Origin of the sequence: Inhella sp. (assembly GCF_041912635.1) — a bacterium.
GTDB lineage: Bacteria > Pseudomonadota > Gammaproteobacteria > Burkholderiales > Burkholderiaceae_C > Inhella.
This window is the reverse complement of the sequence record NZ_JAYRMO010000006.1, coordinates 80,130-93,709: the sequence shown is the minus strand read 5'-3', so window position 1 is coordinate 93,709 and position 13,580 is coordinate 80,130. Positions and strand designations below refer to the sequence as shown.

Annotated in this window: 10 protein-coding genes and 1 tRNA gene; 6 read left to right on the top strand and 5 right to left on the bottom strand. The window is 66.8% G+C overall.

Going from position 1 to position 13,580, the window contains the following annotated elements; translation table 11 throughout:
- Window positions 1-45 precede the first annotated feature (45 nt).
- Complete coding sequence (gene nusA / locus ACE3QP_RS05125; protein ID WP_374434100.1) at window positions 46-1,521, bottom strand: transcription termination factor NusA; 1,476 nt, start codon at window positions 1,519-1,521, stop codon at window positions 46-48.
- Window positions 1,518-2,069 (bottom strand): ribosome maturation factor RimP, encoded by a 552-nt coding sequence (gene rimP, locus ACE3QP_RS05120; RefSeq protein ID WP_374434099.1) that lies wholly within the window; start codon window positions 2,067-2,069, stop codon window positions 1,518-1,520. The genes nusA and rimP overlap by 4 nt, the downstream gene beginning before the upstream one ends.
- A gap of 180 nt (window positions 2,070-2,249) precedes the next feature.
- Between rimP and fabI the strand changes: the two genes are divergently transcribed.
- The gene (gene fabI / locus ACE3QP_RS05115) at window positions 2,250-3,032 is read left to right on the top strand and encodes an enoyl-ACP reductase FabI (RefSeq protein ID WP_198110154.1); all 783 of its coding nucleotides are present in this window, start codon (window positions 2,250-2,252) and stop codon (window positions 3,030-3,032) included.
- Window positions 3,033-3,087: 55 nt separating this feature from the next.
- On the opposite strand, the gene ACE3QP_RS05110 is transcribed toward fabI, so the two are convergent.
- On the bottom strand, window positions 3,088-5,349 hold the full coding sequence (locus ACE3QP_RS05110) for an Orn/Lys/Arg decarboxylase N-terminal domain-containing protein (protein ID WP_374434098.1): 2,262 nt from the start codon (window positions 5,347-5,349) through the stop codon (window positions 3,088-3,090).
- 121 nt (window positions 5,350-5,470) lie between these two features.
- Between ACE3QP_RS05110 and ACE3QP_RS05105 the strand changes: the two genes are divergently transcribed.
- From ACE3QP_RS05105 to ACE3QP_RS05095, 3 genes are all read left to right on the top strand, one after another.
- A complete protein-coding gene (locus tag ACE3QP_RS05105) occupies window positions 5,471-5,899 on the top strand; it encodes an NfeD family protein (RefSeq protein WP_374434097.1) in 429 nt (142 codons plus the stop codon).
- Window positions 5,900-5,908: 9 nt separating this feature from the next.
- Window positions 5,909-6,820, top strand: a complete 912-nt coding sequence (locus ACE3QP_RS05100) for an SPFH domain-containing protein (RefSeq protein WP_374434096.1) — start codon at window positions 5,909-5,911, stop codon at window positions 6,818-6,820.
- 26 nt (window positions 6,821-6,846) lie between these two features.
- Window positions 6,847-6,937 (top strand) — tRNA-Ser (locus ACE3QP_RS05095).
- 71 nt (window positions 6,938-7,008) lie between these two features.
- On the opposite strand, the gene ACE3QP_RS05090 is transcribed toward ACE3QP_RS05095, so the two are convergent.
- Window positions 7,009-7,389, bottom strand: a complete 381-nt coding sequence (locus ACE3QP_RS05090; RefSeq protein ID WP_374434095.1) for a hypothetical protein — start codon at window positions 7,387-7,389, stop codon at window positions 7,009-7,011.
- 175 nt (window positions 7,390-7,564) lie between these two features.
- Here ACE3QP_RS05090 and ACE3QP_RS05085 point away from each other — a divergent pair, with 175 nt between their 5' ends.
- Window positions 7,565-8,869 (top strand): NAD(P)/FAD-dependent oxidoreductase, encoded by a 1,305-nt coding sequence (locus tag ACE3QP_RS05085; RefSeq protein WP_374434093.1) that lies wholly within the window; start codon window positions 7,565-7,567, stop codon window positions 8,867-8,869.
- 69 nt (window positions 8,870-8,938) lie between these two features.
- On the opposite strand, the gene dacB is transcribed toward ACE3QP_RS05085, so the two are convergent.
- Window positions 8,939-10,390, bottom strand: coding sequence for a D-alanyl-D-alanine carboxypeptidase/D-alanyl-D-alanine-endopeptidase (gene dacB / locus ACE3QP_RS05080; protein ID WP_374434092.1), 1,452 nt, complete (start codon window positions 10,388-10,390; stop codon window positions 8,939-8,941).
- 220 nt (window positions 10,391-10,610) lie between these two features.
- Between dacB and ACE3QP_RS05075 the strand changes: the two genes are divergently transcribed.
- Window positions 10,611-13,514, top strand: a complete 2,904-nt coding sequence (locus ACE3QP_RS05075) for a TonB-dependent receptor domain-containing protein (protein WP_374434091.1) — start codon at window positions 10,611-10,613, stop codon at window positions 13,512-13,514.
- Window positions 13,515-13,580 lie beyond the last annotated feature (66 nt).

The following is a 13,580-nucleotide window of genomic DNA, read 5'->3' as shown; positions in this document are numbered from 1 at the left end:
GGGTGTCTTGGTGCGGTAGCAGTTAGGTCGGGTGCAGGGCTTGGATTACGCAAACCAGTGTTCGCGTGCCTTCAGGATCAGCGCCTTCGCGCCTTCCTCGGCCATGCCGGTCATCTCGACCAACTCGTCCACCGCCAGATCGGCCAATTCATCTCGGGTATGCACACCGCCGCCGGCCAGCTTGGCCAGCAGGTCAGGGGTGATGCCCTCGAGGTCACGCAGATCCTGCGAAACCTCCTCGACCGATTCCTCGCGCGCGATTTCCATCGTCAGCAGCGCATCCTTTGCACGTGCGCGCAGCTCGTGCACGGTGTCTTCGTCGAAGCTCTCAATCTCCAACATTTCGGCCAGCGGCACATAGGCCACCTCCTCCAGGCTGGTGAAACCTTCGGCGATCAGGATGTCGGCGACTTCCTCGTCGACATCCAGCTTCTCGATGAACAACTTGCGCGCACCGCCGTCTTCCTCGGCCTTGCGCGCGGCCGATTCCTCGGCCGTCATGATGTTGATGCGCCAGCCGGTCAGCTCCGATGCCAGACGCACGTTCTGGCCGCCGCGGCCGATGGCGATGGCGAGGTTTTCCTCATCGACCACCACATCCATCGCATGACGCTCCTCGTCCACCACGATGGACGAGACATTCGCCGGTGCCAGCGCGCCAATCACGAACTGCGCCGGGTCCTCGCTCCACAGCACGATGTCGACACGCTCGCCCGCCAGCTCATTGGTGACTGCAGTGACGCGCGAACCCCGCACGCCCACACAGGTGCCGATCGGATCGACGCGGCGGTCATGCGAGACGACCGCGATCTTGGCGCGGCTGCCGGCATCGCGGGCGCAGCTCTTGATCTCCAGGAGGCCCTGCTCGATCTCCGGCACTTCCTGGGCAAACAGCTCCTTCATGAAGTCACCGTGGGCACGCGACAGCATGATCTGCGGGCCGCGCGCGGTCGGGTCGATGCCCAGCAGCACGGCGCGCACGCGGTCGCCGCTGCGCAGGTTTTCCTTCGGAATCATCTCGCTGCGCTTCAGGCGGCCTTCCACGCGGCCCGATTCAACAATGATGTCACCCTTGTCCAGACGCTTGACGGTGCCGACGAAGATCTTCTCGCCACGCGCCAGAAAGTCGTTCAGCAGTTGCTCACGCTCGGCATCGCGGATCTTCTGCAGGATGACCTGCTTGGCAGCCTGGGCGCCGATGCGACCGATGGGCACCGATTCGATCGACTCCTCGATGTAGTCGCCCTCTTCGATATCGGCAATGCGATCACGGGCGTCGGTCAGCAGCTCCTCGGCATCCGGGTTCTGCAGGCCAGCGCTGTCAGGCACCACCAGCCAGCGGCGGAAGCTCTCGTACTCGCCAGATTCGCGGTCGATCGAGACGCGGATGTCGACCTCACCGCCGACAAACTTCTTGGTGGCCTGGGCCAGCGCCGATTCCACGGCGCCGAACACCACTTCACGTTCCACGCTCTTTTCGCGGGAAATGGCGTCCACCAGCAACAACAGTTCGCGGTTCATGGGGTCTGATCTCCGTCGGTCTTCTTCTGATTCGGGGTCTGGGCGGTCTTGCCACCGGGGGTCGGCTTGGTCTTGCGGCCCTTGAAATCGATCACCGGCACCAGGCGCGCCTCGCGCACCTCGTCCAGTTGAAAGCTGAGGACTTGCTCCTGGCCGGGTTCGCCGAACACCAGTTGCCAGCCTTCGCCCTCGCCTGCCTGCAGCAGGCCGCGGTACTTCTTGCGGCCCTGGAACGGCAGGCGCAGGGTCAGGTCGATCTGCTCACCGCAGAAGCGGCGGTAGTGCACGGGGGTGTGCAGGGGGCGGTCCAGGCCGGGCGAGCTGACTTCCAGGCGGCTGTAATCGCAGCCTTCCACTTCCAGCACATACTGCAGCTGGCGCGTCACGCGCTCGCAGTCGTCTACGGTGACGAAGGGCTGCTCCTGGCCTTCGGGGGCGGGCAATTTGTCGATGAACACACGCAGCAATCCGCCGGCGGAGCGCTCACACTCCACCAGTTCCAGGTCCAAACCTGTGACGGTCTTTTCAACCACTGCCTGCCAGTTCATCCGCGCCAACCACTCCGTACCGCTCTAAAAGCGAAAAGCCAAAAAAAATGGGCTGGAAGAATCCGCCCAACGCTTCACTACTTCAGCGAAGCTCGCATTCTAATCCGAAAGCGCGGGCTTCCCCGTAGCCCTTGTTGCGCGTGACAGAATCCGCGCCCCACTTTTGCAACAGGTTGAACCATGGGATTTCTGGCCGGCAAGCGCTTTTTGATCAGCGGCGTGCTTTCCAACCGCTCCATTGCCTATGGCATTGCCAAGGCTTGCCATCGTGAAGGCGCCGAACTGGCCTTTTCCTACGTGGGCGAGCGCTTCAAGGAGCGCATCACTGAATTTGCCGCCGAGTTCGGCTCCAGCTTGGTGTACGACTGCGATGTCGGCAGCGATGAGCAAATCGAGCGCACCTTTGCCGAACTGGGCGAGGTCTGGCCGGAATTCGACGGTTTTGTGCACTCCATCGGCTTTGCACCGCGCGAGGCGATTGCAGGCAACTTCCTCGATGGCCTGTCGCGTGAATCCTTCCGCATTGCGCACGACATCAGTGCCTACAGCTTCCCGGCCATGGCCAAGGCAGCCGCTCCGCGCCTGCGTCCCGGCGCCGCGCTGCTGACCCTGTCCTACCTGGGCGCGCTGCGCTATGTACCCAACTACAACACCATGGGCCTGGCCAAGGCCAGCCTGGAGGCTAGCGTGCGCTACCTGGCCCATGCCCTGGGGGACAAAGGGGTGCGCGTGAATGGCATCTCGGCCGGCCCCATCAAGACGCTGGCCGCTTCGGGCATCAAGGACTTCGGCAAGCTGCTCTCGGCCTTTGCCGCCACCACGCCGATCCGTCGCAATGTGACGATCGACGACGTCGGCAATGCCGCCGCCTTCCTGCTGTCCGACCTGGCGGCCGGCGTAAGCGCGGAGATCCTGTACGTGGACGGCGGTTTCAGCCACGTGGCGCTGGCCAACGAGGAGTAAGCCCCGCCGGGCACAAACAGAAAGGGGCGCCGCGGGCGCCCCTTGTTCATTCGGCTTACTGCTTCACGCAGTCCACGTAATAGCGGCCCTTGCCGGTTTCTTCATCGATCTCGTGCACCAAGCCATGCACATCGGTAGCAAAGCCCGGGAACTTGGCGTTGAAGGCGCGCGTGAACTTCAGGTAGTCGCAGATCTTCTTGTTGAAGCGCTCACCCGGGATCAGCAGCGGGATGCCCGGCGGGTAGGGCGTCAGCAGGCTGGTGGTGATGCGGCCTTCGAGCTCGTCAATGCCGACGCGCTCGGTCCGGCGCTGCGCGATGTGCGCGTAGGCGTCGGTCGGGGTCATCGCCGGCTGCAGATTCGACAGGTACATGTCGGTCGTCAGGCGCGCGATGTCGCCCTCGGCATAGGCCTCGTGGATGCTCTGGCAGAGGTCGCGCAGACCCATGCGCTCGTACTTCGGGTGCGCGGCGCAGAACTCCGGCAGGATGCGCCACAGCGGCGCGTTCTTGTCGTAGTCGTCCTTGAACTGCTGCAGCGCGGTGAGCAGGGTGTTCCAGCGGCCCTTGGTGATGCCGATGGTGAACATGATGAAGAAGGAGTACAGGCCGGTCTTCTCGACCACCACGCCGTGCTCGACCAGAAATTTGGTCACCACCGAGGCCGGGATGCCGGTCTTGGCGAAGCGCCCTTCCATGTCCATGCCCGGTGTGATGACGGTGGACTTGATCGGGTCCAGCATGTTGAAGCCCTCGGCCAGCGCGCCGAAGCCATGCCACTCCTCGTTGGCGTGCAGCATCCAGTCGGCCGACTTGGGGTCGCTGGTCTCGGCCAGATGGTCCGGGCCCCAGACCTTGAACCACCAGTCGTCGCCGTAGTCCTCGTCGACCTTGCGCATGGCGCGGCGGAAGTCCAGCGACTCACGGATGCTTTCCTCGACCAGCGCCGTGCCGCCCGGGGGCTCCATCATGGCCGCGGCCACATCGCAGCTGGCGATGATCGAGTACTGCGGGCTGGTGCTGGTGTGCATCAGGTAGGCCTCGTTGAACAGGTGCTTGTCCAGCTTGACCTGTTGCGAGTCCTGCACCAGCACCTGCGAGGCCTGCGAGATGCCGGCGAGCAGCTTGTGGGTCGATTGCGTGGCGTAGACCATGGCCTGCTTGGGGCGCGGGCGGTTCTTGCCCATTGCGTGGAACTGGCCGTAGAAGTCGTGGAAGGCGGCGTGCGGCAGCCAGGCCTCGTCGAAGTGCAGGGTCGGGATGTAGCCGTCCAGCTTGTGCTTGATGGTCTCGGTGTTGTAGAGCACGCCGTCGTAAGTGCTCTGCGTCAGCGTCAGGATCGAGGGCTTGACGGTCGCCGGGTCGACATGCGCCAGCAGCGGGTTGGCCGCGATCTTGGCGCGGATGGTCTCGGGCGAGAACTCGCTTTCGGGGATCGGGCCGATGATGCCGTGGTGGTTGCGCGTCGGGGTCAGGAAGACGGGGATCGCGCCACACATGATGATGGCGTGCAGATTGCTCTTGTGGCAGTTGCGGTCGATCACGACCACGTCGCCTGGCGCCACGGTGTGATGCCAGACCATCTTGTTCGAGGTGCTGGTGCCGTTGGTGACGAAGAAGCAGTGGTCGGCATTGAAGATGCGCGCGGCGTTCTTTTCGCTGGCGGCGACCGGACCGGTGTGGTCGAGCAACTGGCCGAGTTCTTCCACCGCATTGCAGACGTCGGCGCGCAGCATGTTCTCGCCGAAGAACTGGTGGAACATCTGGCCCACCGGGCTCTTCAGGAAGGCGACGCCGCCGCTGTGGCCTGGGCAGTGCCAGCTGTAGGAGCCGTCCTGGGCGTAGTCCATCAGCGCCTTGAAGAAGGGCGGTGCCAGGCCATCCAGGTAGCTCTTGGCCTCGCGGATGATGTGGCGCGCCACGAACTCCGGCGTGTCCTCGAACATATGGATGAAGCCGTGCAGTTCCCGCAGCACATCGTTGGGCAGGTGCTGGCTGGTGCGCGTCTCGCCGTAGATGTAGATAGGGATGTCCGGATTACGGAAGCGGATCTCCTCGATGAACTTGCGCAGATTCAGCACCGCCGGGTCGAGCTCGGGGCCGGGCGTGAACTCCTCGTCGTCGATCGACAGGATGAAGGCCGAGGCGCGGCTTTGCTGCTGGGCAAACTGGGAGAGGTCGCCGTAGCTGGTCACGCCCAGCACGTCCATGCCCTCTCGTTTGATCGCGTCCGCCAGCGCGCGAATACCCAGACCCGAGGCGTTCTCGGAGCGGTAGTCCTCATCAATGATGACGATGGGGAAATGGAAACGCAGCATGGCAGGGCTCCGAGGGGCCGGTCAGGAAAAAGGGCGCGCAGTTTAGGGCGCGGACCGGTCAATCGTATGAAGGTCACCCGCCTAAACTGGCCAGACAGTCAAGACGTCCGGGAGGACCTGTATGAATGACGCCACCACCTGGTGGTTGCTGGCCGGTGCGCTGGTCGCCGCCGAGCTGCTGACCGGCAGCTTTTATCTGCTCATGCTCGCCCTGGGCGCGGCCACGGGAGCCCTCTGTGCCCACCTGGGCCTGGGCATGCAGCTGCAGATCGTGGCCGCCGCTGCGGCCGGAGCGCTGAGCACCTTCGCCTGGTACCGCTACCGCCGCGCCAAGGGTTCCGATTCGCCCGCCATCGAGAGCAATCCCGACGTGAACCTGGACATCGGCCAGAGCGTGCAGGTCGGCCAATGGGATTCGCTGGGGCATGCCCAGGTCAGCTACCGCGGCGCCACCTGGCATGCCCAGTTCGCGGGCCCAGGCAGCCCCGCACCCGGCATGCACCGCATCGTCGCCCTGCGCGGCAACACCCTTGAACTTGAACCCTGCTGAAAGGCCACCATGGAAATCGCACTCATCGTCGCCGTCATCGCCATCCTCTTCATCAGCCGGGCGATCAAGATCGTGCCGCAGCAGCACGCCTGGGTGGTGGAGCGGCTGGGGCGCTACGACCGCACCCTGGCCCCGGGCCTGCGCGTGCTGGTGCCCTTTGTTGATCGCGTCTCCTACAAGCATTCGCTGAAAGAGATCCCGCTCGATGTGCCCAGCCAGGTCTGCATCACCAAGGACAACACGCAGCTGACGGTGGACGGCATCCTCTACTTCCAGGTCACCGACGCCATGCGTGCCAGCTACGGCAGCAGCAACTTCATCGTCGCCATCACCCAGCTGGCCCAGACAACCTTGCGCTCGGTGATCGGCCGCATGGAGCTGGACAAGACCTTCGAGGAGCGCGATGCCATCAACGCCTCGGTCGTCTCGGCGCTGGACGAGGCCGCGCTGAACTGGGGCGTGAAGGTGCTGCGCTACGAGATCAAGGACCTGACGCCACCGGCGGAAATCCTGCGCTCGATGCAGGCGCAGATCACCGCCGAGCGCGAGAAGCGCGCGCTGATCGCGGCTTCCGAGGGCCGCCGCCAGGAGCAGATCAACATCGCCACCGGCGAGCGCGAGGCGGCCATTGCCCGCTCCGAAGGCGAGAAGCAGGCCGAGATCAACAAGGCCCAGGGTGAGGCGGCCGCCATCACCGCGGTGGCCGACGCCACGGCCGACGCCATTCGCAAGATTGCCGAGGCCATCCGCTCGCCCGGCGGCGAGCAGGCCGTGCAGCTCAAGGTGGCCGAAAAGGCGGTGGACGCCTACGCCCAGCTGGCCCAGAAGAACAACACCATGATCGTGCCCGGCAACATGAGCGAGGTGGGCGGCCTGATCGGCACCGCGATGGCCCTGCTCAAGGGCGGCCAGAAGACCTGATTGTTCTGGTTAGAATGCCGGGTTCCGGAGAGATGGATGAGTGGTTTAAGTCGCACGCCTGGAAAGCGTGTGTGGGTTAACAGCCCACCGCGGGTTCGAATCCCGCTCTCTCCGCCAGACAGCAAGCAAAAACGGGCCCTCGCGGCCCGTTTTTCATTGCCGCCGCGCGGGCAGCAAACTCGCCTGCCTCACACGCCCTTGGAATGCGGCGTCAGTGTGATCTGCGTCTGGGCAAAGCCTTCCGGCGCCGCCGAGTCGCTGTCGAAATAGGGTTCGCTGGCCAGCAGCGCTGCGCCACCCACGGAATCCTGACCGGACTTCGCCGACTTGCCGCGCGGTGCATCGTGCAGGGCCTGTTCGCGGCGCAGATCGGTCAGATCGGCCTGCAGCTGCTCGATCTGCTTGAAGGCCTGGGCCTTCTGCTGCTCCAGCTGCTTGCGCAGTTGCTCGTACTTGTGCGTGCGGTGTTGCGCCTGCTTGAGCTGGCCCTGCAGCGCCAGCCAGGCGCCAGCCGCACCGGCCAGCGCGGCTACCGCCGCCACCACCAGCATCACTGCCATGTTTTCCATCGGGGACCCTCCTTTGCAGGGCACCCCGAAGGAGGTCCCACGGCACCACTTTTCGTGCATAAGTGCACACACCACCAGCGGGAAAACGATTACCGGCGTCCTGAAAAGCCCGAGCCGCTGCAAGGCGACCGAAGCCACAAATGCTGCGCTGCAGCATGAGGACTAGGATCACGGTATGTCTACCCCCTCCCCCCGTCAACGGATCCTGGTGATCGGTTGCGGCTTTGGCGGTCTTGAAGCCATCCGCGCCCTGCGCCGCGCGCCGGTCGACATCACCGTCGTTGACCGCACCAACCACCACCTCTTTCAGCCCCTGCTGTACCAGGTGGCCACGGCCGGGTTGTCGGCCCCATCCATCGCCGCCCCGATCCGCCATGTGCTGCGCGCGCAGGCCAATGCGCGCACGCTGCTGGGCGACGTGCAGCGCATTGACCCCCAGGCGCGAACAGTGACCCTGGAGGACGGCCAAGTGCTGCACTGGGACCATCTGATCGTCGCAGCCGGCGCCACGCACAGCTATTTCGGCAATGACGCCTGGGCGCCGCACGCACCCGGCCTGAAGACGCTGGCGGACGCCTTCGAGATCCGCCGCCGCGTGCTGCGAGCCTTCGAGGCTGCCGAGCGCGAGCCGGACCCCGCGCGCCGCGCCGGCTGGCTGCAGTTCGTCGTGATCGGTGCCGGCCCCACCGGCGTGGAGATGGCGGGCACCCTGGCCGAGATCGCCCGCCGTACCCTGGTGGGCGAGTTCCGACAGATTGATCCCGCGAGCGCACGCGTGGTGCTGGTGGAAGGGGCGGAGCGCGTGCTGCAGACCATGCCGCCCATGCTGAGCGAGAGCGCGCGCCGGCAACTGCAGCAACTGGGCGTGGAGGTGCTGCTGAACCAGCGCGTCACGGCCATCGATGGCGAGGGTGTCACCCTGCAGGGGCAGGACGGCACGCAGCGCCTGCACAGCCACTGCGTGATCTGGGCGGCCGGCGTGGCGGCCTCGCCGCTGGGCCGGCAGCTCGCCGAGGCCTGTGGCGCCCTGCTCGACCGCGCTGGGCGCGTGCAGGTGGAGGCGGATCTGAGCCTGCCCGGGCACCCGCACATCAGCGTCATCGGCGACCTGGCCGCCGCACGCAGCGGCGGGCCGGAGGGGCGGCCGGTGCCCGGGGTCTCACCCGCCGCCAAGCAAATGGGCCGCTGGGCCGCCGCCAATCTGCTGCGGCGCCTGGCGGGCCGCCCCACCCTGCCTTTCCGCTACCGCGACTACGGCAACCTTGCCACCATCGGGCGCCACAGCGCGGTGGTCGATCTCGGCACACCGCTGGGGCCCTTGCGCTTCTCCGGCTATCTGGCCTGGCTGTTCTGGCTGTTTGCGCACGTCTACTTCCTCATCGACTTCCGCAGCCGCCTGGTGGTGCTGATGGACTGGGCCTGGGCCTACTGGACCCACGAGCGCCATGCCCGCGTCATCAGTGAACTGGAAGCACGATAGGCGCCCGCTCCCACGCCACGCTGGCTACTCCCCGGGCCGACGCGGCCGGGGCCCCGAGGCCGATGCATCTCAGCGGCTGACCGCCCACTCCGCCACGGCGTCCAGCACGGCGCGGCCTCGCTGCGGCAAGTCCTGGCTGTCGTGGTTGATCCAGGCGACCAGCACCCAGGGCCGGCCGGCGCGGTCCCACAGATAGCCCGCGAGGCCGACGGCGTCGCGCAGGGTGCCGGTCTTCAGCCGCGCACGGCCCTGCGCGGGGCCGTGCTTGAGGCGGCGGCTCAGGGTGCCGTCCTCGCCCGCCACGGGCAGGGTGTTCAGGAACTCGGGGAGATGGCGCTGCTCGCGCCAGACGGCTTGCAGCAGATCGGCCATCTGGCGCGCGCTGATGCGCTCGCTACGTGAAAGGCCGGAGCCGTTGTCCATCACCAGGCCATCGACCGGAATGCCGCGCTCCGTGAACCAGGCCTGCACGGCGCGCGCGGCGGCCGCCAATGTGGGCTCGCCCGGGCGGGCTACTGCGGCACCCAGGCGCTGGTAGAGCAGACGGGTCTGGGCGTTGTCGCTGCGCTTCATCAGGCCGCGCAGCAGTTCGGCCAGCGGCCGCTCCAGGTGCCGGGCCAGCAGCAGGCTGTCGGGCGGCGTGCGCCCTGCCTGCACGGCCGCGAGCGCGCCCCATTGCCCGCCCAGCTCAGCCCAGAACTGGCGCAGCGCCCGCTCCCACAGCACTTGCCGATCGACCAACTGCAGGGCTTGACTGATGCGGCATTGCGGCGGGAACTCGCCCTGCAGGTGCACGCGTTGCCGGTCATTCGCCTCGCGCACCACCCGGGGCGGCTGCCAGCCGTCTTCCCAGTCGGCACAGGCACGCGCGGCCGGCCGCAGACCGGAGAGATCCAGCTCGATGCCGGGCAGCACGGGGCTGAGCCGCCCCTGCATCACGCCCTGGGCGCTGCTCTGCAGCTCCAGGCGCTGCAGGCTGCCCGCGAGCTGCAGCGCATCGGGGATGACGTTGTAGGGGAACTCGGGCGTGTCGTCGAAAGGGGGCAAGCCTTGATCGGGGCGCTCGGGCTGGAACAGGCTGCGGTCCAGCACCACGCCGCCGCGCAGCTCGCGCACGCCCTGTTCGCGCAGTTCGCGCAGCAGCTGATGCAGCTCGGCATAGCCCAGATCGGCCTCGCCCCCGCCGCGCACGTACAGCGGGCTGTGCAGCACGCCGTCGGCATCGGGCGGGGTGGTGGCGCGCAGCTCGGTGGCGGCGCGGGCATTGGAGCCCAGGCGTTCCAGCGCCACGGCGGCCGTCACGAGCTTCATGGTGGAACCAGGCGCCATGGCACGCTGGGCCTGCAGCGCCAGCACCGGCGCCGCCTGGCCCACCGGCTCCAGCAGCAGGGCCAGGCTGTCCGCCGGCAGTCCTTGGGCCTGCAACGCGGTCTGCAGCGGGTCCGGCAGGGGACGGTGGGCACAGGCCGCCAGCAGGATGGGGGCGACACAAAGGAGGGCGAATCGGCGGAGCAGGTGCATGGCCCCGCCATGCTGCCAGCCTGCACCGCGCGGCAGTTGCTTCTTTCCCAAACAGGCAATACCGGTTGAGGGCGCGCGCATTCCCACGAGTTATGGTTTGCGCACAAGTCGTGATCACCATTTGCACCACAAACCGGGGCGCGCCCTCTGTGCGAGTGGGGGTCTGCATGGTGAAGATCGCGGCCAAGCTTCCAACCACAACCTGCAGTCGGAGTCCCTGATGAAACGCACCCGCATCGCCCAAGCCCTGGCCCTGGTGGGCCTGGTCAGCCCCAGCCTCGCGCAGACCACCCCGCCCGCCGGCGAAGCCAAGCTCGAGAAAGTGGTGATCACGGGTTCGAGCATCAAGCGCCTGAAGGACGAAGGGGCGCTGCCGGTGCAGATCATCAGCCGCAGCGAGATGGAGCGTCAGGGCATCGCCTCCACCGAGCAGCTGATCGCCAGCCTGAACATCAACGGCAACGGCCTGGACAACCTGGCCGGCAACGCCGACGTGGTGGACGGCGCGGCACGCGGCAACAACGGCGCCACCAGCGCCAACCTGCGCGGCCAGGGCAGCAACGCCACCCTGGTGCTGCTGAACGGCCGCCGCGTGGCCTCGCACGGCCTGAACGGCGGCACGGTGGACCTGAACCAGATCCCCTTCGCGGCCATTGAGCGCGTGGAGGTGCTGAAGGACGGGGCCTCGGCCATCTACGGCACCGATGCCATCGGCGGCGTCATCAACTTCATCCTGCGCACGCGCTTTGAAGGCCTGGTGATGAACGCGATGGTCGACATTCCGCAGGAAAAGGGCGGCGAGATCTACGGCGCCGACGTGACGGCCGGCTTTGGCGACCTCGACCGCCAGGGCTTCAACTTCCTGGCCTCACTCTCGGTGCGGGACCACAAGATCCTGCGCGGCGACCAGCGCGACTTCGTCAACACCTACCAGCCCGACCGCGGCGTGGCACCGGACACGCGCGGCACGCCGATTGCCACCGCCTTTGCCATCAGCACCCTTTACAGCGCCCTGAGCCGCGACAACCTGAATGCCACCGGCCGCGGCACCGGGCCGGCCGACTTTGCCGACCCCACGCTGCGCGTGAACGGCATCAACGTGCTGGACCTGCCCGGCCAGGCGGGTTGCGGCTCGGTGGACGGCATGAGCCCCTACGAGGAAAAGCTCTGGGCCACGGCGGCCAGCAAATACGGCTGCGCCTGGGACACCGGCCGCGCCGCGGTGATCCAGCAGCCGGTGAAAAACACCAACCTGGTTTCGCGCCTGACCTTCCGCGCCGGCGAGCACCAGATCGCCGCCGAGGCGGTGCTGGGCAAGAGCGAATCGGCCAAGAGCTTCTCGAACAACCAGATCAGCAGCGGCACCACGGCCACCACCACCTTGCCCAACGGCACGCGCGTGCCCCACCCCTTCCTGAACCTGGCCTATCCGAGCACGGGCAGCTCCTACAACGAGATCTTCAACCAGCTGGTGGCGGCCTTCCCGGCGCTGGAGGCCAACCGCGGCCAGCCGATCGCGTTCCGCTGGCGCTGCATGCCCTGCGGCCCACGCGAGATCGAGACCGAAACCGACACCGCACGCTTCCTGCTCGGCGCCGACGGCCCGCTGCCCTTCTTCCCGGAGTGGGAGTACCGCGTCGGCCTGAACCGCGCCACCAGCAAGAGCAGCTCCACGGTGGGCACCGGCTACCACTACTGGCAGAAATTCGCCGACCTGATCAACAACGGCACGCTCAACCCCTTCTCGCTGACCCAGACGCCAGCCGCACTCCAGGCGCTGGACGCCATCTCGGCCCAGGGCGTCACGCTCTACGGCGGCAAGTACACGATGACGCAGGCCGATGCCTCCGTCTCCGGCCCGCTGTTCAAGTTGCCCGGAGGCATGGCCATGGCGGCCTTCGGCCTGGACAAGCGCACCGAGGAATACAAGTTCGACGGGGACCAGCGCCCCAATGCGAACACCGTGGACGCGCTGATCTTCAACGTGCCCTTTGATAACGCGCTGGCCACCGCCGGCACGCTCAAGCGCGACATCAAGGCGGTGTACGGCGAAATCGCCTTGCCGGTCTTCAAGGGCTTCGAGGCCGTGGGCGCCGTGCGCCAGGACGACTACACCGGCTTCGGCAAGAGCACCAATCCGAAGCTGACGCTGCGCTACACCCCGTTTGAGGAACTGCTGCTGCGCGGCTCCTACAGCACGGGCTTCCGCGTGCCCACCTTCAAGCAGGCGCAAGACCCGATCACCGAAAGCCAGTACACCGGTGCCGACCTGACCGACCCGGCCAAGTGCCCGAGCCGCGCCGTCTCCACCACGCCGGGCTGCGAAGCCATCCGCCCGCTGGTGCTGTTCGGCGGCAAGCCCGAGCTGGAGCCCGAGGAGGCCAAGATGACCAGCGCCGGTGTGGTCATCCAGCCCACCAAGGACCTGGTGGCCACGCTGGACTGGTGGAAGGTGCGCCGCGAGGGCACGATCCTGAGCTACGGCATCACCACCATCCTGAACAACTACCAGTACTTCCCGGACAACCTGCGCCGCGATGCCTCCGGCAACCTGGTGGCGGTGGACACGCGCTGGGTCAATGCGGGTGAGTCCATCACCGAAGGCCTGGACTTCAGCCTGCGCGGCAGCACGATGTGGGCCGACGCGCGCTGGACGGCGGGCTTCGATGTTTCCTACCTGCTGGAGAAGCGCTCGCGCCCGCTCAAGTCCGCCCCCATGGGCCCGAGCGAGATCGGCGTGTTCACGCGCTCGGGCGATCTGGGCATCCGCTGGAAGCACACCGCCTCGCTGACGCGCACGGCCGGCGACTGGACGGCCACCCTCAGCCAGACCTTCCGCGACGGCTACAAGGACTACACCCTGCCCGGCGTGGCCAATGGCACGGTCAAGCCCGCAAACTGGCAGCCGAACGTGGACAGCTACTCGGTGTTTAACCTCAGCGTGGGCTACACCGGCTTCAAGAACCTGACGCTGACCGCCGGCATCAAGAACCTGCTGAACGACGAGCCGCCCTTCAGCGTCACGTACGACACCAACACCGGTGCCGGCAGCAGCTGGGAGCCCCGCGTGGCCGACCCGCGCGGCCGCAGCTTCACGCTGCGTCTGGAGTACAAGTTCTTCTGACAGGGCCTGACCGGCGGCCGAGTACCGCCGGTGCAACGCCACACACCGCTCCGGCCCGAGTTCCAC